General features: G+C 64.6%; 19 protein-coding genes. 12 read left to right on the forward strand and 7 right to left on the reverse strand.

Features of this window, described 5'->3' with window-relative positions; genetic code table 11:
- Window positions 1-21 precede the first annotated feature (21 nt).
- Window positions 22-1326: a GntP family permease gene (locus CMN27_RS01180; protein ID WP_366515382.1), complete on the reverse strand. Its 1305-nt coding sequence runs from the start codon at window positions 1324-1326 to the stop codon at window positions 22-24.
- Window positions 1327-1476: 150 nt separating this feature from the next.
- Here CMN27_RS01180 and CMN27_RS01185 point away from each other — a divergent pair, with 150 nt between their 5' ends.
- From CMN27_RS01185 to CMN27_RS01230, 10 genes are all read left to right on the forward strand, one after another.
- Window positions 1477-2415 carry an AraC family transcriptional regulator gene (locus tag CMN27_RS01185; protein WP_293623572.1) on the forward strand — a complete coding sequence of 313 codons (939 nt, stop codon included), beginning with the start codon at window positions 1477-1479 and terminating at the stop codon, window positions 2413-2415.
- 369 nt (window positions 2416-2784) lie between these two features.
- On the forward strand, window positions 2785-4404 hold the full coding sequence (locus CMN27_RS01190; protein ID WP_293623573.1) for a hypothetical protein: 1620 nt from the start codon (window positions 2785-2787) through the stop codon (window positions 4402-4404).
- 175 nt (window positions 4405-4579) lie between these two features.
- A complete protein-coding gene (locus tag CMN27_RS01195; RefSeq protein WP_293623574.1) occupies window positions 4580-4936 on the forward strand; it encodes a metalloregulator ArsR/SmtB family transcription factor in 357 nt (118 codons plus the stop codon).
- A 42-nt stretch (window positions 4937-4978) separates the two neighbouring features.
- Window positions 4979-5335 carry a hypothetical protein gene (locus CMN27_RS01200; RefSeq protein ID WP_293623575.1) on the forward strand — a complete coding sequence of 119 codons (357 nt, stop codon included), beginning with the start codon at window positions 4979-4981 and terminating at the stop codon, window positions 5333-5335.
- A gap of 125 nt (window positions 5336-5460) precedes the next feature.
- Window positions 5461-6108 carry an ABC transporter ATP-binding protein gene (locus CMN27_RS01205; RefSeq protein ID WP_293623576.1) on the forward strand — a complete coding sequence of 216 codons (648 nt, stop codon included), beginning with the start codon at window positions 5461-5463 and terminating at the stop codon, window positions 6106-6108.
- Window positions 6105-7463, forward strand: a complete 1359-nt coding sequence (locus CMN27_RS01210) for an FtsX-like permease family protein (RefSeq protein WP_293623577.1) — start codon at window positions 6105-6107, stop codon at window positions 7461-7463. Before CMN27_RS01205 ends, CMN27_RS01210 begins: the two co-directional genes overlap by 4 nt.
- Window positions 7460-8257 (forward strand): DUF3299 domain-containing protein, encoded by a 798-nt coding sequence (locus CMN27_RS01215; RefSeq protein WP_293623578.1) that lies wholly within the window; start codon window positions 7460-7462, stop codon window positions 8255-8257. Before CMN27_RS01210 ends, CMN27_RS01215 begins: the two co-directional genes overlap by 4 nt.
- Window positions 8258-8396: 139 nt before the next feature.
- Window positions 8397-9578: an S-(hydroxymethyl)glutathione dehydrogenase/class III alcohol dehydrogenase gene (locus tag CMN27_RS01220; RefSeq protein ID WP_366515375.1), complete on the forward strand. Its 1182-nt coding sequence runs from the start codon at window positions 8397-8399 to the stop codon at window positions 9576-9578.
- 87 nt (window positions 9579-9665) lie between these two features.
- The gene (locus tag CMN27_RS01225) at window positions 9666-9908 is read left to right on the forward strand and encodes a hypothetical protein (RefSeq protein ID WP_293623579.1); all 243 of its coding nucleotides are present in this window, start codon (window positions 9666-9668) and stop codon (window positions 9906-9908) included.
- 39 nt (window positions 9909-9947) lie between these two features.
- Window positions 9948-11048 carry a GTP-binding protein gene (locus CMN27_RS01230; RefSeq protein WP_293623580.1) on the forward strand — a complete coding sequence of 367 codons (1101 nt, stop codon included), beginning with the start codon at window positions 9948-9950 and terminating at the stop codon, window positions 11046-11048.
- Between the two features lie 491 nt (window positions 11049-11539).
- Here CMN27_RS01230 and zigA read toward each other — a convergent pair whose 3' ends face one another.
- The 5 genes from zigA to CMN27_RS01255 form a co-directional block, all read right to left on the reverse strand.
- The gene (gene zigA / locus CMN27_RS01235; RefSeq protein ID WP_293623581.1) at window positions 11540-12742 is read right to left on the reverse strand and encodes a zinc metallochaperone GTPase ZigA; all 1203 of its coding nucleotides are present in this window, start codon (window positions 12740-12742) and stop codon (window positions 11540-11542) included.
- A gap of 32 nt (window positions 12743-12774) precedes the next feature.
- Window positions 12775-13182: a TraR/DksA C4-type zinc finger protein gene (locus CMN27_RS01240; RefSeq protein WP_293623582.1), complete on the reverse strand. Its 408-nt coding sequence runs from the start codon at window positions 13180-13182 to the stop codon at window positions 12775-12777.
- 68 nt (window positions 13183-13250) lie between these two features.
- Window positions 13251-14057: a hypothetical protein gene (locus CMN27_RS01245; protein WP_293623583.1), complete on the reverse strand. Its 807-nt coding sequence runs from the start codon at window positions 14055-14057 to the stop codon at window positions 13251-13253.
- A 108-nt stretch (window positions 14058-14165) separates the two neighbouring features.
- A complete protein-coding gene (locus CMN27_RS01250) occupies window positions 14166-16346 on the reverse strand; it encodes a TonB-dependent receptor (RefSeq protein ID WP_293623584.1) in 2181 nt (726 codons plus the stop codon).
- Between the two features lie 77 nt (window positions 16347-16423).
- Window positions 16424-17026, reverse strand: a complete 603-nt coding sequence (locus CMN27_RS01255; protein WP_293623585.1) for a TetR/AcrR family transcriptional regulator — start codon at window positions 17024-17026, stop codon at window positions 16424-16426.
- A 94-nt stretch (window positions 17027-17120) separates the two neighbouring features.
- Between CMN27_RS01255 and CMN27_RS01260 the strand changes: the two genes are divergently transcribed.
- Both CMN27_RS01260 and CMN27_RS01265 read left to right on the forward strand, forming a co-directional pair.
- Window positions 17121-17453 carry an SMR family transporter gene (locus CMN27_RS01260; RefSeq protein ID WP_293623586.1) on the forward strand — a complete coding sequence of 111 codons (333 nt, stop codon included), beginning with the start codon at window positions 17121-17123 and terminating at the stop codon, window positions 17451-17453.
- On the forward strand, window positions 17450-17764 hold the full coding sequence (locus tag CMN27_RS01265) for an SMR family transporter (protein ID WP_293623587.1): 315 nt from the start codon (window positions 17450-17452) through the stop codon (window positions 17762-17764). Before CMN27_RS01260 ends, CMN27_RS01265 begins: the two co-directional genes overlap by 4 nt.
- 383 nt (window positions 17765-18147) lie before the next feature.
- On the opposite strand, the gene CMN27_RS01270 is transcribed toward CMN27_RS01265, so the two are convergent.
- Window positions 18148-19194 carry a methyltransferase domain-containing protein gene (locus CMN27_RS01270; protein ID WP_293623588.1) on the reverse strand — a complete coding sequence of 349 codons (1047 nt, stop codon included), beginning with the start codon at window positions 19192-19194 and terminating at the stop codon, window positions 18148-18150.
- Window positions 19195-19249: the final 55 nt, after the last annotated feature.

The following is a 19249-nucleotide window of genomic DNA, read 5'->3' on the forward strand; positions in this document are numbered from 1 at the left end:
GGGCTGTGCCGCGGTTGCGGGTCAAAAAATCGTGTACAACACCACCGCGATCGCGAGCACGATGGACGGCACCAGCACGCTGGCCATGAAGATCGCCGGATAGGCGCGCTGATGCGTTTCGTTACAGATCACGCGGATGGTGGTCACCACATAGCCGTTGTGCGGCAGGGAATCGAGCCCGCCCGAGGCGAGCGCGGAGATACGGTGCATGGCGCCGTTGTCCAGCCCCATCCCCTGATAGATGGGCGCCAGGATCGGCAGGGCGATCCCCAGCCCGCCCGAGGCCGAGCCGGTAATGCCGGCGATCACGGTCACCGCCATGGCAAGGCCCGCGTATTCCAGGCCGGGCATGCTCGTGAGCTGATCGACGATCTGATCGAAGGCCGGCGTCTGCGACACCACCGCGCCGAAGCCCACCACCGCACAGGTGTTGGCAGTGGCTACCAAGGCATTGTCGGCGCCGCTGCCGAGCGTGCGAATACGCGCCTGCAGGCGCCGGTTCAACAGCACGAACCCAAGCGCCAGGCTGATCAGAATGGCGACCAGCAGCGCCTCCACCGCGCGAATATCGAATACGAAGGAAAAGACGTTGAACGAGCCCACGAGCACGATCATCGGCGTGAGCGCGGCCAGGATATGGACCGGCCTATCAGCGTCAGTGCCGGCCTCGGCCGTCGCAGCAGCCGGCGGATCGAAGGTTTCGCCGGCGGCCACCGCACGGCCGATGGTGCGACGTATCACCAAGGAGCCGATTACGAGGATCAGCAGCCCGCTGAATACGCCGATCAGTCCGCCGGCGACCGGCGTGGTACCGAAATACTCGGTGGGAATGAGGTTCTGCACCTCCGGCGAGCCGGGCGAGGTCATGGTGAAGGAGATCGAGCCGAACACCATGGCCACAGGGATGAAGCGATGCGGCAGATCGGCACCGCGAAACAGCTCGTAGGCGATCGGGTAGACGCTGAAACCCACCACGAACACGCTCACCCCGCCATAGGTCAGGATCGCGGCCGCGCCGACAACGGCCGCCACCGCCCGCTTTTCGCCGAACCATTGCCGTGACTTGGCCGCAATCGCCTTCGCCGCGCCGCTGTCGTCCATGAGCTGGCCGAAGATGGCGCCGAGCAGAATGGCCGGAAACCAGGTGGTGAAAAATCCGGTAAAGCCATCCATGTAGTCGACGAGCATGGCCTCGCGCAGCGGCACCTGGCTGCACAGGGCCACCAGCACCGAACACCCGACCGCGGCCACGATGATGTTCACACCGCGCATGGTCAGCGCGACGAGCAGCACCAGGCTCGCCAACAGACCGAAATAGCTGAGCATCAGCATTTCGTCTCCTCCGTCCTCTTGTTATGTCTCGACGACGATCGACCGCCGGGCCGTCGTGCCGATTTCTAATTTATTGCCAATCAGATCATGCTGATCTACCGTCTGAAATGGCTTTAATTGACCCGGGCTGGACAAAATTGCTTCATGCGTGATCTAGCGGATGCCGGTATCGAAACCTCGCGCTGGCCGCTGCCCGACACCGGCCGACGGGTGATCATCCCGCAGAGCCTGGTCGATGCCATGGCAGGCAACCCGCTCTGTCGCGACTGCCTGCCCCACGGCGTGGGCTACTACCCCACCGCTGCCGGCCATCGCATGGGCCGGCGCAATCCGGGCGATCATCTGTTCATCTATTGTCTGGCCGGCTCAGGGATCGCGCGGCGGGAGGGCCGTGAGCAGGCGATCGGCCCGGGCGACGTGCTGCTGCTACGAGCCGGCGAACGCCACAGCTACTGTGCGAACCGTAACGACCCCTGGTCGATCTACTGGGCGCACCTGGGCGGCGCCGCGGTGGACTGTCTGTTCGATGAGATTGCCGAAACGCGGGAGACGTTCGTCGTGCCGGTCGGGCTGCATCCGCGCCTGACCGACGACCTGAATCTGCTGCTGGCGGTGGCAGAACGCTTTCGCGACCATCACTTCGTGTACGCCGCGAACCTGCTGCAGAGCATTCTGTCGTTCATGGCGCTGGTGCATCGCCAGCACAGCCAGCGCAGCACCGCACTCGATATCGATCGCGTCCAGGCCTGGCTGCAGGCGCATCTGCACGACCGTATCGATCTCGACGAACTGGTCGCGGCGACCAGCTCGATATCGCGCTATCACTTCATTCGCGAATACAAGCGCCAGACCGGGCAAACGCCCATGCAGGCATTCCAGCGCCTGAAGATCAGCCGGGCCTGCTATCTGCTCGATATCACCGAATGGAGCGTCACAGACATTGCCTGCGACCTGGGCTATGACGACCCTTATTATTTTTCGCGGCTGTTCAAGAAGGTGACCGGCATGCCGCCACGCGACTATCGGCGCGAACATCAGGCCCAGGACGCGATTGCCCCGGCCGCCCACCGACAGGCTTTCTAAGCCAAAAAAAACCGGCATGCGCCAAGGGCGCATGCCGGTATCTTTACCGCACAACAGCTACCATGAAATCAGCCGCCGACCGGGACCGGCGCCGGTTCCGGCTCATGGGCTGTATTTCGATCCTACGCTCGGCGTTTGAATCGTTGTATTCGCCATTCGCCGCATACGCCGGCTTGCCGACGGCGCAGCGGTCCCAGCCCAGCCGTTGGCGCATGCAAGACGTGCGAACGCACAATGCCGCGGCCCGTCGGGCTTCGTCGTCGAAGACCCTTGTCGCGCCGGCCGCCGAGCGACTATGAAACACTGGCGCGGGCGGTGCACCGCTGCGCCCGCCACCGCCCCTGGCTCTCGACCCTGGAGCTGAACGCTTTGCCCGTTTTTCGTTTCGCCCCCGTAGCCGGCGCAGTCATCGCGCCGGCCCTGCTGTATGCACTGGCGGCTGTACCGCGCCTGCCCGGTGGCGACTGGCGTTGGGCCACGATCGAACCCGCCCTGCTGCTCGGCGCGCTGTTGATGCTGCCGCGCGCACCGGCAAAAGCGCTGCGCGGGCTGTTCGTGGTCATCGTTGCCGGTGTGCTGGCGTTGACCCTGGCCGACTGGGCCACCGGCCTGGCGTTCGGCCGGCCGTTCAACCTCGGCCGCGATAGCCAGCTGCCGGGGTTCGGCTGGAACGTGTTCGCCCATGCCGTTGGACCGGTACCGGCCGCCGCGGCGCTGATCGCTTTCGCGGCTGTTCTGCTGTTGTTACTCACGCTTTTGTTTCTGGCCCTGGGCAGCTGGGCGCAGGCAAGTGGGCGTGATCGGCGCGTGCTGGCGGCGGTGCTCGGCGTGTTCATCGCGGCCACGCTCGTCGCGGCCTGGCTGGGTCCGCACAAGCCGACGCCGGTCTACGACCGCCTGGCAATGCACGTCGACCAGTTCCAGAACCGCCATGCCGAGACCGCACGATTCGAAGCCGGTCTGCGTGCGACACCCCCGCGGGCCGAAACGCCCCTGGCCGGTCTGGCGGGCAAGGACGTGTTGTTCGTATTCGTGGAATCCTATGGACGCACCCTGTTCGAGCGCGCGCTTTATGCCGACACGGTCAGCGCACGGCTGAGCGATTTCGAACGACGTATCGGCGAGGCCGGCTTTGCGGCCCGCAGCGGCTGGCTTACGTCACCGACCGTCGGCGGCCAGAGCTGGCTGGCCCATGGCACGCTGCTGTCCGGGCTCTGGATCGACAGCCAGCCGCGCTACGAGGCGTTGATCGCCAGCGATCGCGTATCGCTCAATCGCCGTTTTCGCCAGGTCGGCTGGCGTACGGCAGCGGTCATGCCGGCGATCACCCGGGCCTGGCCGGAGGCCGCCTGGTTCGGCTACGACCGGGTCTATGCCAGCGACGATCTGGGCTATGAAGGCGAGCCCTTCAACTGGGTGACCATGCCCGATCAGTACACGCTGGCCGCCCTGCAGCGCGCCGAACTCGACCGCGCCAGTGGCCAGCCGGTCATGATCGAAGCCGCGCTGATTTCCAGCCATGCGCCCTGGGTGCCCATTCCGCCGCTGCTGGACTGGGCCACGGTCGGCGACGGAACCGTGTTCGACGAGTATGCCCGCGCGGGCGATCCGCCGGTGGAGGTCTGGAAAGATCCCGATCGGGTCCGCGCCCAGTATCTCGAGGCCATCGACTATTCGCTGGCCACCCTGGCCTCGTTCGTCGCCGAACGCGCACACGACGATCTGGTACTGGTCATCCTCGGCGACCACCAGCCGGCCCCCATCATCACTGGCAGCGAGGCCTCGCGGGACGTGCCGATCCATATCCTCTCAACCGATCCGGCCGTGCTCGGCGCCATCGACAGCTGGCAGTGGCAGACCGGCATGACACCCGGCGCGGCAACACCCGTCTGGCGGATGGACGCCTTCTACGAACGCTTCCTGCGCGCGTTCTCGGGCGATGTCGAACCGTTACCATCCTCCGCCGCCCCGCCCCTGCGGGCCGAATAAAGGGGCGCGTTTCCACGGGGCCAAGCGCTGCGGACTGGCTGTGCTGGCGCGCGTGGCGTAAACCGGGAGGCCTTCGCCCGGCCGCACGGGAAAACCGTTCCGAGTTCTCGAAACGCTTGCATCAAGCAGCCGCTGAATCTATCATTACATCGATTCATGGAACGAAAGAATACAGATGACGGCTACAGCACACAGCGCCTGCGAACATTCGGTCGATCCCCAGCCGCCACGGCTGCCGCTCGATGCGGATCTTTCGTTTGCCGCAGACATGTTCAAGGCACTCGCCGACCCCGATCGCCTGCGCCTGCTGGCACGGCTGGCCGACGGCGAGACCTGTGTCACCGAGCTGGCCGCGTTGGAAGACCAGAAGGTTACGACCGTATCGGCGCGGCTCAAGCTGCTGCTCGGCGCGCGGCTGGTGAGCAGGCGCCGTGAAGCCAAGCATATGTATTACCGGCTGACCGACGATCACGTACTGCAGATCGTCATCACGGCCCTCGAACACTCAGCCGAGGATTCCGTTTCGCGCTGATGCGCGGACGCACCCTCGGATCATCCATCCCAGGAGTTCAGCATGACCGAATGCAATCACCACCATCATCAGCCCCATCCGCATACCCACGGCCCTGAGTGCGAGCACACCGGCGTACGCCACGGCGACCATGTGGACTATCTGCATGACGGCCACCTGCACCACCCCCACGGTGATCACGTCGACGAACACGTGATCGAGGTGTCCGAGAAAAATCCGGAGCAGTGCACCCCGGCCCACGACTGCGGCTGCCATGACGCCTCGCATACGCACGGCCCCGGCTGCGGCCACGAGCCGGTTCCGCACGGCGACCATATCGACTACCTCGTCGATGGCCACCTGCACCACCCACACGGCGATCACTGCGACGATCACGGCCCGCTGGAAGTGGTCAACTAGGCACTTGCCCTACAGGCCCGGGCGCAGCCGCGTCCGGGCTTTTTTTGGCCTTGGGCAGCGAATAGGCAAGACACGCAGGCCCAACACATGTAACGTTATAGCGTCCCTGGCCTGCTTGTTGATTCATGCTCTGTATTCGCGATCTGGAGCACTGCTATACCGACGTGCCCGTCGTACGCCTTGCGCATCTGGATGTGGGCGCCGGCGAACAGCTGGCGATTCTCGGCCCCTCCGGCAGCGGCAAGTCCACGCTTTTGCATCTACTAGCGGGCGTACTCACGCCGACGCGGGGCGAAATCCAGGTCTGCGAACAGCCGCTGGCACGCATGAGCGAAGCCGCCCGCGATCGTTTTCGCGGCCGCCATATCGGGCTGGTCTATCAGAGCCTGCACCTGATCGCAGCGCTTTCGGTGGCCGAGAATCTGGCCCTGGCGCGCTATCTCGCTGGCCTCGCGCCGGATCCGGCCCGTATTGACGATACGCTCGAACGCGTGGGCCTGGTCGCCTTCAAGGCCAGCTACCCGGCACAACTCAGCCAAGGGCAACGCCAGCGCGTGGCCCTGGCCCGTGCCCTGGTCAACGAACCGCGGCTGATCCTGGCCGACGAACCCACCTCCAGCCTGGACGATGCCAACGCCGAGCGCGTGGCCACGCTGCTGATCGAACGGGCCCGAGCCGCAGATGCGGCGCTGGTGGTGACCACCCATGATCGCCGTCTCGCCGATCGCTTTGAACGCCGGCTCACACTCGGCGAGACCAGGGTGGTGGCATGAATCTCTGGCGATTGAGCCTGGCCTATCTGCGCCATCAGAAACTTACGGCTGCGTTGAATGTGTTCCTGCTGGCACTTGGCAGCGCCATCATCGTGGTCCTGCTGCTGGCATCGACTCAACTCAAGGACAATCTGGTACGCGATGCCGGCGGTATCGATCTCGTGGTGGGCGCCAAGGGCTCGCCGCTGCAGCTGATTCTATCGAGCATCTACCATATCGATGCACCCACCGGGAATATCGATCTCGCCGAGGCCCGGCGCTGGTCCCGCCACCGGCTGGTCGACCGCGCGATTCCGGTTGCGCTCGGCGACAGCGTGCAGGGTTTTCGTATCGTCGGCACGAGCGACGATTTCCTGCCGCTCTACGATGCCGAATTTGCGGGTGGCCGCGGCTGGCATGCACCGATGCAAGCCGTGCTGGGCGCCCAGGTCGCGGCTGCCACTGGCCTGTCCGTGGGCGACAACTTTGCCGGCGTGCATGGCTTCGCCGCCAGCGGGCATACCCACGAGGATTCACGCTATACCGTGGTCGGGGTGCTTGCGCCTACGCGCAGCGTGATCGACCGGCTGGCGCTCACCGATGTGCGCAGCGTCTGGGCGCTGCATGGCGGCCTGGGCCACGACCACGGGCACGAAGACGAGCACGCCGCCGATGACCATGGGCACGAGCACGAGCACGAGCACGACGAAGACCATACCCACGGACATGCCGAACAGCCGGGCGCTCCTGATCACGACCATCACGACACGCACGCAGCCGTCGAGCAGGCGCCGCTGCCGTCGGTCCTGGAGCCGGACTTTCCGGCCACGGGCCGTCAGATCACCGCGCTGCTGCTGATTTCCGACTCGCCGCTGGCGGCCCTGACGCTGCCGCGGCTGATCAACCGCGTCTCCAGCCTGCAGGCGGCCGCGCCGGTCGCCGAAATCACCCGCCTGCTGGGGCTGATCGGCTTCGGCCTGGACACGCTCGCCGCCTTTGCGGGGCTGATGATCGCAGCCGCCGCGCTGAGCGTATTCGTCGCGCTTTACAACGCCCTGCGAGCCCGGCGCGTGGATCTGGCCATGATGCGCTCGCTGGGCGCTTCCCGCGTGCAACTGCTGCGCCATATCCTGCTCGAAGGTCAGATGCTCGCGCTCGGCGGTGTCACACTGGGCTTGCTGATCGGACATCTGGTGACCGAAGGATTGGGTTTATGGCTGCAGGACGCACAACTGTTTCATCTGACCGGCTGGGCCTGGCAGCCCGCGGAATGGGGCCTTCTGGTGATGGCCGTGGTCGTGGGCCTGCTGGCCGCACTCCTGCCGGCGATTCAGGCCTATCGGGTGGATATCGCCCGGACGCTGGCCGGCGAATGAATCGGCGTGCGCACTGGCGCAGCCTGCTGCTGGGCCTGGCGATCGGGCTGATCGCCAGCACCGCCTGGGCGAATGAACCGGCCTCCATCGACCTGATCTACGAACAGCTCGCCCCCAGCGACGGCGCGCCCGTGATCCCGGCCATTCAGAACGACATCGTCTATCTGGCCGCCGAGGTACGCGACGCCGACGGCGAGCTGCTCGACGATGTACCCATCAGCTTAAGCTCCACCCGCGACAACGCACTCGTCGGCCCCGAGCCGGTGACCCGCGACGGCGGCTATACCGATCTGGCCCTGGTCGCCCGTTCGCTCGGCCGCGATACGCTCACGGTGTCGGCCGGCTCGGTTTCTACCCAGATCGGCCTCGACGTGCGCGAACCCGACGCGGTGGACGACTACGCCAGCGCCCTGGAAGGCATCGACGACAGCGATAACGTGCTGGGCTGGGCGGCGCTGATGCAGGCCCAGATCGACTATGACGAACAGTTTCGCGTATCCGCGACCTACCCGGCAGCGCTGAAAGAGCGCTTCGGCCAGAGCGTGCGCCTGGTCGGCTATATGCTGCCCATGCAGATGTCCACGACCCAGACCCGCTTCATCCTTTCGGCCAATCCGCCGGTGTGCTTTTTCCATATGCCGGGCGGCCCGGCCACCGTGGTGGATGTCCATACCCAGCGCGCCATGGAGATGGCCTGGGAGCCGGTGGTCGTTGAAGGCACGCTCCAGGCCGAAACCCAGACCGACGACGGCCTGCTCTATCGTCTGACCGACGCCCGGGTCGTCAACCGCTAGCGCGAGTCGACACCGCCGGGCGTGGGCCACCGTCCGGCGGGACCTGCCAGCACCGTTACCTGCGAAGCCTCGATATGGTCAGCTTAATTGACAGATTTGATACGTTATAACGTCCTTAACAGAACCCAAGGGTTTGCAAATGAAAACGCGTGCTGCCATCGCCTGGGCGCCCAACACCCCGCTCGAGATCGAAGAAGTCGATCTGCAAGGCCCCAAGGCGGGCGAAGTCCTGGTGCGTATCGTCACCACCAGCCTGTGCCATACCGATATGTTCACCCTTTCGGGGCGCGACCCCGAGGGCAATTTTCCCTGCATTCTCGGCCACGAAGGCTGCGGTATCGTCGAAGATGTCGGCAAGGGCGTGACCTCGGTCAAGGAAGGCGACGTCGTGATCCCGCTTTACCAGCCGGAGGACCCGAACTGCCCCTATATCCAGTCGGGCAAGACCAATCTGTGCCAGACCATCCGCAAGACCCAGGGCCAGGGGCTGATGCCGGACGGCAGCAGCCGCTTTTCCTACCGCGGGCAGATGCTGCACCACTATATGGGCACGTCGACGTTTGCCGAATACACCGTGCTGCCCGAGATTGCCGTCGCCAAGATCGACCCGGCCGCGCCCTTGTCCAAGGCCTGTGTCATGGGCTGTGCCGTACCCACGGGCGTGGGCGCGGTGCGCAATACGGCCAAGGTCCAGCCGGGTGACACGGTCGCCGTATTCGGCCTGGGCGCGGTCGGCATGGCCGTGATCCAGGGCGCGGTTCTCCAGGGTGCGGGCCGTATCATCGGCATCGATATCAACCCCAACAAGTTCGCCCTGGCCGAATCGCTGGGTGCGACCGAGTACATCAACCCGCGTGATTATTCCGAGCCGCTACACGAAGTCATCATCGACATGACCAACAGCGGCGTGGATTTCTCCTTCGAATGTGTCGGCAGCGTGGAGCTGATGCGTGCGGCGCTGGAGTGCTGCCACAAGGGCTGGGGCGAGAGCATCATCATCGGCGTGGCCGGCGCCGGCGAAGAAATATCGACCCGCCCGTTCCAGCTGGTAACGGGCCGGGTATGGCGTGGCTCCGCCTTCGGCGGCGTGCTGGGTCGCTCGGAGCTGCCCGGCATGGTCAATGAATGGCTCAACGGCACCATCGACGTGGACCCGTACATCACCCACAACATGGACCATGAGCAGGTCAATACGGCCTTCGACCTGTTGCGCAGCGGCCAGGCGATTCGTTCGGTGATTCACTATCGCGACGACACCCTCACGCCGGATTTGCCGGGTGAACTGGTCACATCCCGAAACGCGGTGGTCGAACCCGCCTGATACGACGCATCCCGAACCGGCCCGCCGCATGGCTCATGCGGCGGGCTTTCGCTCTATCCCGTCGCTAACCTGCTGCAAGAGGCCGCCATGACAGCCCAAAACGACGTCGTCCCCCACAGCTACGAACAGTGGCGCCACTGCATTACGGTCGACTGCGGTATCGCATTGACGTCGGCCTATATCGAACAACGGCTGCACGCGCTGCGCGATGACGCGGATTACACCACCCGGCGATTCATCGAAGTCTATGGAGCGGCCCACCATCGTGCCGTCATCGACTGGTTCGAACGCGCGGCCGCCGAGCTGAACACGCCCGATCCGGCACACTGACTGGCCGAGCGCCGAAACATCCCGCCACTTCTCCCGCCCATGCCTTCATCCGCCGACACGACCATTCCCATCACCCTGCTGACCGGTTTCCTGGGCAGCGGCAAGACCACCCTGCTGAACCAGCTGGTACGCCAACCCGGCATGGACCGCACCCTGGTGGTCATTAACGAATTCGGCGAAATCGGCCTGGATCACCAGCTATTCAGCGCCAGCCGCGAAACCGAACTCGTCGCGCTCGACAGTGGCTGTCTATGCTGCACGGTACGCGGCGATCTCGTCCGTACCCTGCGGGATGCCACCTGGCGTTTCGCCCGCGGCGGCGAACGCTTTTTCGACCGGCTGGTGATCGAAACCACCGGCCTGGCCGACCCGGCGCCGATTCTGCACACCCTGATGACCGACGCCCGTATTGCCCGCGCCTACCGGCTGGACGGCGTGGTGACTTGCGTCGACGCCGTCCACGGTCATGCCAGCCTCGATGCGCACGACGAGGCGATGAAGCAGGCCGCCATGGCCGACCTGCTGCTGCTGACCAAGGCGGATCTCGCCGATACCGCGACGCTGGCCAAGCTTCGCGCACGTCTAGGCGCCCTCAACCACGGCGCACGCCAGATCACGGTGACCCACGGCCATGTCGATGCCGGCGCGCTGACCGATCTCGGCATCGACCCGCAAAGCGCACACGGGGCCGATATCGAACGCTGGCTGGGCAGCACTCCCACCGTGAAGACGCCGCAGACAGGCGCCGCTACCGGACTGCGCCTGGGCGCGGCCGTTAAGACCCCGGCACCCACGCTTGCGCCGACGTCGGTCGCCAACGATCCGAATCGCCACGACGATCGCGTGCGTGCGCACTGCTTTACTTTCGATACGCCCATCGACGCCGATCGTCTTGAGGTCTGGCTGCAGCTGATGGTATCGCTCATGGGCGAGCGCATGCTGCGTATCAAGGGCCTGATCCATATCACTGGCGAAGCCCGACCCGCCGTCATCCACGGGGTGCAGCATATCTTTCACCCCATGACATGGCTCGACGCCTGGCCGGACGAAGATCGACGCTCGCGACTGGTCTTCATTACCCGTGATATCCCGCGCGAGTCGCTGGCGGGCATTCTGGCCGCGCTGGACACTACGGCATAGCCTGGGCTCGCGCTTGTGTCGGCACGCACGCGCAACGCAGCGCGCCCGCAATCGAAACGCCGAACGCCTCTGCGATAGCCTTTGACGCATCTAGCGACAAAAGAATCGATGACTTTTCGGGTCAAGCGAGCGCGTAAAACCACGCGAGTCGCAACCCGCAGCCACGAAGCTTAAAAACAAACGACTAACCGGTACCCGCCCTTACTTTTAATCGCGTCCTGGTTATACAAGAAATCAAGCAGGCGCCGTGAAGCAATCCCCGGGCTCAATCGATCTGTCTTTCGCCTTATTCGCGTTTTTTCGCGTTCATTTGCGGACAACCTGCCTGCTTGAAAACAGCCATCTGAGTTTCATAGATATCAGAAACGGCGTTGAAACCACTGACCGCATCCGCTGTTTCGATAGCGGGTGGCTAGCAGGATAAAAAGGCCCCGGCGTCGCGAGGAAACGAGCGCCGGGACAGACGGACGACCGGTTGTTGCAGAAGGCGTTTAGTGGGCGGCGAGCTGCCAGCGTGGGAACGGGTCGTCGAACTCGCGCCACATTTCGGGCCCGCCCATGCATTCGGCCTCGGTCAGCAGACAGGCATCCAGACGCTCGATCAGCGCGGCTTCGTCCATGCCCATGCCGATGATCACGATCTCCTGGCGCCGATCGCCGTAGAGCGGATCCCAAAGCGCTTCGACGCTGGCCCGTGCTTCGGCATCTTCAGGTGCCTGGCCCGCCCGGTCGCTGGCCCACCACAGACCGATCGCCTGGTGGGTGAGCGCGCCGCCGGCCTGGGCCATTTCGCCGACGAAATCGGGCCGCGTGGCCAGCCAGAACCAACCCTTGCTGCGCAGCACGCCGGGCCAGTCCGAATGGAACAGTTCGAGTAGGCGCTGTGGATGAAACGGCTGGCGGCGCCGATAGACGAAGCTGCTGATGCCGTATTCCTCGGTTTCGGGGGTATGCACGCCCTGCAGCTCTCGTACCCAGCCCGCCGACATCGCCGCGCGGTCGAAGTCGAAACGCCCGGTGCCGACGATATCGCCCGTGGCGATGCGACCGTGCGCGACCTCGATCACCTGCGCGGCCGGATTGAGCGCGGCAATCACGCCGCGCGCGGCGCGACGTTGCTCCGGCGTGGCCAGGTCGGTCTTGTTGAGCACGATGACATCGGCAAACTCGATCTGGTCGACCAGCAGATCGACCACGCTGCGTTCGTCTTCTTCTCCCAGCGATTCGCCTCGATCGGCGATGATGTCTGCGCTTTCGTAGTCGGCCAGAAGCGCAGCGGCATCGACCACGGTGGCCATGGTATCCAGACGCGCGACGTCGGCCAGCGAAAAGCCGTCTTCGTCGCGTACTGCAAACGTGGCCGCGACCGGCATGGGCTCGGAGATGCCGGTGGATTCGATCAGCAGATAGTCGAAACGCGCTTCTCGTGCCAGCCGCGTGACCTCGGCGAGCAGGTCGTCGCGCAGGGTGCAGCAGATGCAGCCGTTGGAGAATTCGACCAGCTTTTCGTCGACCCGCGACAGCGCGCCGGTATCGCGGATACGGGCGGCATCGATATTGATCTCGCTCATGTCGTTGACGATTACGGCCACGCGCAGACCATCGCGGTTGGCGAGTACGTGGTTGAGTACGGTGGTCTTGCCCGCGCCTAGAAAGCCCGAAAGCACGGTGACCGGCAGGCGTGTGTCGCGCATATCCAATCCTTTTTGAAAGCGTGTGGGGTAATTCAGCGCGCCGCGCGAAACGCGCGCTCGCGCAGCTCGGCGTCGGTCTTGACGTCGGCACAGGTGGTGGCGGTGGGTCGGGCCAGCAGGCGCTCAACGCCGATCGGCTCGCCCGAAACCTCGCACCAGCCGTAATCGCCGTCGCGAATCAGCTTTAGTGAGGCATCGATCTTGTTGCGCAGCTGCGCTTCGCGATCCCGCAGGCGCAGGTCCAGCCACCGTGCCTCTTCGGCCAGAGCGCGATCACCCGGATCGGCAAACGTGAGGTTTTCATTGAGCCGTACGCGAATATCACGTTCGCGTACGAGCACTTCTTCGCGCAGCTGCAACAAGCGGTCTCGAAAGAACGCGAGCTGGTCCGGGCTCATATACTGGCTGTCGGGCATGGCCCGGAGTTCGTCTTCTGTCATGATTTAATACGTTATAACATAACAAATAAACTATATAGAAGCTGTCAAGCATCGAGCGCGCGGACGGCTTAACCCAGAAGGAGTTTCAGCCCGAGCATGAGCAGGATGCCGATCGCGACCGGCAGCCAGATATGCCAGCCCGGCGTGTCGGGGCTAGCGGAGGCCGGACCCTCGAGGGCGACGCATTCCAGACCCACATGCAGAAACACCCCGGCGGCAAGGCCTTGAGCGACTGCCCCCACCCCGACCGACGGTGGCAGCACGCCGGTGGTCATGGCCGCGAGCACGGCGACGATCCCCACCGCACAGGCAGGCAGCAGGATGCCAGCCAGCGCGCCGTCGTTGGCGCGCAGACGCCTTGCCACCGCATAGCCTGCCGGGAACTTGTGGGCCACGATGACGCTGCCCACCCATAACCCCAGGCTCGGCGTCTGCGCATACAGCATGCCGATCACGACACCCGCACCGGCCGAATGCACCGTCAGCGCCAGTAGGCTGGATTCGCCCAGCGCCCCCGGGCGCCAGGCCTGGAAGCGACAGGCGCGATGCAAGGCCAGACCGAACAGCAGGCCGAACGACACGCCCACGCCCGCCAGCCCCGCATCCAGGGACACGGCCTTGGGCAACAGCAAAATACAGGCCGCCGCGATCATAGCCCCGCCGGCCACGCCGTCCAGGGCCTGCCAGAACGCACTCGTGCCCTGCGTGCGATAGCCGAGCACGCCGCCGGCCAGCATCGCCACGCAGGCAATCAGGGCGATCGAGGCGACCTTTGTATAGCCCGTATGCACAGTAAAGCCGACCGCGACGATAAACACCGCCGCGATCGTATAGCCAGCACTGCGCCCGGGCCGATCGACCGGCGCGTCAGCCACCGGTTGCCTCATCGTCTGCCACGGCCGCGAGCGCGCTCGCGCGTTCCGGCCTCCCTCGAAGGATGAGCCCGGCGCATGCCGGGCCGGGTTTCCATAGGCACAACGCACCTAGAACGGCAGGCGCGCGGTCAGGCGCACGTCGCGGCCCGGCGACAGCGCATAGCCTTTATAGGTATCCAGAAAACCGCGGTAGTCCTCGTCCAGCAGGTTGTTGATGGCCAGATCGAGGTGCACCGTCTGCCCGCCAAGCTGCGGCGAGAAACCGGCGCCAAGGTCGATCAGGTAGTAGTCGTCGGTGGAGGCGGTGCCGAACGGCGCATCGTCGAACTGAGCAAAGGGTTCGCCGGGGGCCGCATCCTTGGAGTCGTAGTAGCGCACGGTCACCGACGCCCGCGGATCCTTGATCCAGCCGTCGCTGGCGGGGGTGAACTCGGCGCCCAGGCGCACGTTATCGGCCGGCAGCAGCGGCAGCTCGTCGCCGTTGTCCCGACGTTCGCCGTCCACGGTGGCGGCCGCAGCACTCAGCGTCATCCAGCTGCCGATATCCTTTTCGACGGACAGCTCGGCGCCTGTGAGCTTGGCATCCGCCTGGTTGTAGGCGGCCACCGGCAGGCCGTTGATCGTGTCGCCCGTGTTGGCCAGAAAGATGTAATCGTCGATGGCGTTGCGATACACCGTAGCCTTGGCGCGCAACGTATCCGAGGCCCAGCGCAGCGACAGGTCGGTATTGAGCGAGGTTTCCTCGTCGAGATCGGCATTGCCCTGCTGGAATGCCGCGACCCCGCCGTGCTGGCCGGCGACGTACAGCTCGAACAGGCTCGGCGCCCTGAAGCCACGGCCCACGTTGGCGGCCACCGACAGGCGCTCGGTCAGGCTGTAGATACCACCGAGCGAGCCGGTGACGACATCATAGGATTGCGTCTTGGCGTCGAGCACGCTCTGCGACGGGCTCGCCGTCTTCGAGGCCTCGCCTTCGACCTCGTGGTGGTCGTAGCGCAGACCGGCCTGTAACAGCAGATCGCCGACGCCTTTTTCCTCGAAGGCGAAGATGGCGGCGTTTTCGACCGTGCCGCCCGGCGAAAGCTGGGTGGTGCCACGCGAGACCTGATCCTTGTTCACGTATTCGATACCCACGGTGCCGCCGTCCAGGCCGAGCAGCGGGCCGTGCTGGCCTTCCAGGCGGACCGTGTACTGGTCGAATTCGATATCGAGCGCGTTATCGAAACCGGCCGCGCGCGGCGTGCCGGCGGCGTTCGAGCGGCGCCGGTTGTTCTGCCAGACGAGCTTGGGCTTCCAGGTGATGCCCCCGGCCTGCTTGTGACCGGCCAGCTCGACCTGTTCGTTATCGATGTACTGACCCACGCCTTCTTCACCGGCGGCCGGCGGCAGGTTGCCCGCAGGCGGCGGCAGTAGAAAATTATGCTCGTCGTTGTAGCGCGAGTAGCGCGCGGTCCATTCGCCGCCGCCGTCATCGCGATAGCCCAGCGCGAAATCGCCGTTGACCTGGTTGAAGTCGGTATAGCCGAGCTTGCCGGTATAGGCCGGCGCGTCGCGAAACTGCTCGGCCGGCGGCGGCGGGAAATAGGTCGTTTCGTCGGGCGTTTCGATATTGCCCGCGCTGCGGCGAATGAGCCCGGCCGCATAACCGAAGCGGCCGTTGCCGCCGGTGGCCTTGATGCCCGTATCCCACTGGCCGTTGTTGGTGGAATAACGGGTCAGCGCCTCCCCTTCGACCGGCGTATCCCAAGCGATTGCGGGCGGCAACAGGTTGATCGCCCCGCCCAGCGCGCTGGAGCCATAGAGCACGCTTGAGGCACCACGCACGACTTCCACCCGATCCATCAGGAATGTGTCGGTGGTGGGCATATGGCGCACGCCGTACTGCTGGTGATCGACGCCCACGCCGTTCGACAGAATCTTGATGCGTTCGCCCGACAGGCCGCGAATCACCGGCTTGCCCACGCTGTTGCCGGTGCTGATCGAATCCACGCCGGCCAGATCCTCGACCGCCTCGCCGAGATTGGTCGCGCCCTTGGCTTCGATATCGTCGGATTCCACCACGTCGACATCCGCCGCCTGCGACAACGGACTGCCCGGCAGCGGCGCGCCGGTCACCGAAATCGGGCCGAGTTCCTGCTGCTCGGCGCCCTGGTCCGGCAAGGCCAGCGTGTCGACATCGCCACCCGCTGCCCAGACCGATGCCGGCAGGCACAGCAGCGCAAGACACACAGCCGAATGCCGCCACGACCGACCCACCACGACCGGCCCGTATTGATGATCCCCCAACATGACTTCCCCAACGCAAATATAAAATGAAATAACATTACATTTGTATCACGTGGGTAAAGCCACACCCAAACCGTACTTCAGTCCTGTGCGTGAATGAGCCCGGCCCAGAACACCGTCCAGCTCGAAGTCAGGCGACGCCGATATTCGGCTTCGTCGTAGATGAAGCGCTGGCTGTAAAGGCCGTCCATCAGGCAATAGAAGGCATCGAGAAAAGCGCGTTCGCCAACGTTTCGCCAGCAGCCCTCGCGCTGGCCCTGCAGATAGAGATCGCGCAAGGCGCTGTCGATACGTCGTTCGTTGGCGGCGTTTATTTCACGAATCTGCGCGGCCAGCGGCTCCGGCGGAAACAAAAGACAGCGCTTGTAGAACGCCCCCTGGGACTCGGTGAAGATGAATACGCTCAAATCCTCGACCAGCGCATGCAGCCGGGTCTTCACATCGGCTTCGGCATGCCGGGCAAGGCTTGCGTCCTGAACCACGAAGAAGGCGGCCTCCACCTGGGCCACGAGGTCGAGAAACAGCGCCGCCTTGCTGTCGATATGGTTGTAGAGCGAGGGCTTGCGGATCCCCACGCCGTCGGCGATCTGCGCGAGCGTAGTGGCTTCATAGCCCTGGCGCGCGAACAGCGCGAGGGCAGTCGTTTGGATACGTTCGGCGGTCGATGCGGCAGCGTCATTCATCGTGCCCATTCTAGCCTGACCCAACCGATCGACCGGACTTGAAATCGCGCCATGCCGGCTTATACTAACGACCGTTAGTTAGCAGGAGTCAGAAATGCGTAGCGTGATGTGGCTGGTACTGGCCGCCGCCGCGGAAGTCGGCTGGATTTCCGGCCTCAACGCCGCCGACAGCGTCGTCGACTGGGTAGCAACCGGGGGTTGCGTGGTCGCGAGTTTCAGCCTGGCGCTGCTCGCCGCACGCCGGCTGGCCGCGACCACGGTCTATATCCTGTTCGTCGGCCTGGGTACGGCGGGCACTGCCCTGCTCGACCATTTCGCCTTTGGCATGCATTTCGACCCGGCCGCGCTGGCCTGGCTGACGCTGCTGCTGGCGGCGGTCTGCGGGCTCAAGCTCACCGCCACATCGACCGCGAAGGCCACGTCATGAGCTGGCTGGCCCTGCTCTGTGCCGGGGCTTTTGAAATCGTGGGCGTGGCCGGTTTCGAACGTCTGACCCGGCGGGTCTATCTCTCTGGTCTGGTGCTGGGCGTGGGCGGCTTCGGCCTGGGGCTGACCTGTCTGCATTACGCCATGCACAGCATCCCCATGGCCGTGGCCTACGGCGTGTTCACCGGCGTGGGCGCTGTGGGCAGCACCCTGCTGGGCATCCTGTTCTGGGGCGATTCCGCCCGCCCGGCGCGGCTTGTGTGCGTGCTGGCAATCGTGGTCGCAGTTATCGGGCTCAAGAGCAGTTATTGACTGCCTACGAGACTCGGCGGACGAGGAAGTCCGCAAATGAACGCTAAAAGCGCAAATTAGAGTGAGCGATTCAACCCGCGTCTTTTGCACGCGCCACAGAAGCCGTGCCCTGTTGGCTTACGGCCTGGCGGCCCAAGCCAATCTACGCGGCCTCGGCCAACGCCCCATAAAGTCCGCCGCTGGGCACCAAGCGATCAAAGGATGGCTCGCCATTCGACGACGATAAAGAGCACCCGCGAACGAAGAACGTAGGTTGGATTAGCGCAGCGTAATCCAACAGGGAACGCAGCCCGCGGGTTCGATTCCCACCGCTTTCAACCCGAGGCGGGCGTTCCATGTTGGCTTACGTCCTGGCGGCCCGAGCCAGCCCACGCGGCCCCGAGCTAACAGCAGCCACCGGCCTCGGCTGTCTCAGGCATCTGTTCATCGAAAGGCAGCGCCGTACCACAGCCGGCAAAGATGCCGTAATGGGTGTCGAAATTGCCGATGAACTCGAAATGCGCCGCGAAACGGCTCTCGGCGAGCATGCGCCAGGTATTGCCGCATACGGGAAATACCCGGCCCGTTTCGATCCTGTGGTGGCCATCGAGCACAAAGGCCTGCGGCATGTCGGCAAGCGTGCCCTGATAGATCACGGCCTGACCGTAATCCTCACAGGCCGGCTCCAGGGCATCGATATTGAATAGCCGATAGGTCGCCGAATAGAAACGAATATTGCCCAGGCGCGCTTCGATGGCCGGGTTGTCGATGCCCAGGCGTCGCGATTCCACCAGGCGCGGGTCGCCAAAGCCCGATGCCCGGGCGAGATTTTCGAAATCGTTCCAGTAGAGCGCGCCGGCCAGACATTCGCCGTAGAGCACCGGGTCGCGCGCGAGCTCGGCCGGCACGCGGCGGTCGGCATAGACATCCGAAAAATAGAATTCGCCGCCGGGTTTAAGCAACCGTTTGACGTCGGCCAGCACCTTGGCCTTGTCGGTACTCAGGTTGATCACGCAGTTCGAGATCACGATATCGAAGCTCGCCGGCGCCAGATCGAGTTCGTCGAGCGCTTCGATATAGCCCTGGAGAAAACGCACGTTGGAACGCTCGAAACCGAAAGCCTGCCGATGATAATCCTGGTGGCGGCGGGCGATCTCGAGCTGTTCGTCGGTCATGTCGACGCCGACGACTTCGCCTGTTTCGCCGACCAGGGCGGACAGCAGATAAACGTCGCGCCCGCTGCCACTGCCCAGATCCAGAATGCGCATGCCCTCGAGCGCGGCCGGGGCCACCAGACCGCAGCCGTAGTAGCGGCTGATCACCTCGTCGTGGAGCTTGGCCAATACCGGCTTGAGATGCTCAGGCGGGGCCTGATCGCAGCAGGCCGTGGTGGCCAGATCCTGACTGCCGGTGAGCTGGCGGCCGTAATAGTCCTTGACCTCGTCGCGCATGATCGATCGTATAAGGGGAACGACCGATACAGCTTATACCGCCGCATCGCACGGC

Source organism: Salinisphaera sp. (genome assembly GCF_002729955.1).
Taxonomy (GTDB): Bacteria; Pseudomonadota; Gammaproteobacteria; order Nevskiales; family Salinisphaeraceae; genus Salinisphaera.

Coding starts and splice junctions, on each gene's coding strand:
- CMN27_RS01180 (WP_366515382.1), bottom strand. CDS start 1,326: ATGCTCAGCTATTTCGGTCTGTTGGCGAGCCTGGTGCTGCTCGTCGCG.
- CMN27_RS01185 (WP_293623572.1), top strand. CDS start 1,477: ATGCGTGATCTAGCGGATGCCGGTATCGAAACCTCGCGCTGGCCGCTG.
- CMN27_RS01195 (WP_293623574.1), top strand. CDS start 4,580: ATGACGGCTACAGCACACAGCGCCTGCGAACATTCGGTCGATCCCCAG.
- CMN27_RS01200 (WP_293623575.1), top strand. CDS start 4,979: ATGACCGAATGCAATCACCACCATCATCAGCCCCATCCGCATACCCAC.
- CMN27_RS01205 (WP_293623576.1), top strand. CDS start 5,461: ATGCTCTGTATTCGCGATCTGGAGCACTGCTATACCGACGTGCCCGTC.
- CMN27_RS01210 (WP_293623577.1), top strand. CDS start 6,105: ATGAATCTCTGGCGATTGAGCCTGGCCTATCTGCGCCATCAGAAACTT.
- CMN27_RS01215 (WP_293623578.1), top strand. CDS start 7,460: ATGAATCGGCGTGCGCACTGGCGCAGCCTGCTGCTGGGCCTGGCGATC.
- CMN27_RS01220 (WP_366515375.1), top strand. CDS start 8,397: ATGAAAACGCGTGCTGCCATCGCCTGGGCGCCCAACACCCCGCTCGAG.
- CMN27_RS01225 (WP_293623579.1), top strand. CDS start 9,666: ATGACAGCCCAAAACGACGTCGTCCCCCACAGCTACGAACAGTGGCGC.
- CMN27_RS01230 (WP_293623580.1), top strand. CDS start 9,948: ATGCCTTCATCCGCCGACACGACCATTCCCATCACCCTGCTGACCGGT.
- zigA (WP_293623581.1), bottom strand. CDS start 12,742: ATGCGCGACACACGCCTGCCGGTCACCGTGCTTTCGGGCTTTCTAGGC.
- CMN27_RS01240 (WP_293623582.1), bottom strand. CDS start 13,182: ATGACAGAAGACGAACTCCGGGCCATGCCCGACAGCCAGTATATGAGC.
- CMN27_RS01250 (WP_293623584.1), bottom strand. CDS start 16,346: ATGTTGGGGGATCATCAATACGGGCCGGTCGTGGTGGGTCGGTCGTGG.
- CMN27_RS01255 (WP_293623585.1), bottom strand. CDS start 17,026: ATGAATGACGCTGCCGCATCGACCGCCGAACGTATCCAAACGACTGCC.
- CMN27_RS01260 (WP_293623586.1), top strand. CDS start 17,121: ATGCGTAGCGTGATGTGGCTGGTACTGGCCGCCGCCGCGGAAGTCGGC.
- CMN27_RS01265 (WP_293623587.1), top strand. CDS start 17,450: ATGAGCTGGCTGGCCCTGCTCTGTGCCGGGGCTTTTGAAATCGTGGGC.
- CMN27_RS01270 (WP_293623588.1), bottom strand. CDS start 19,194: ATGCGCGACGAGGTCAAGGACTATTACGGCCGCCAGCTCACCGGCAGT.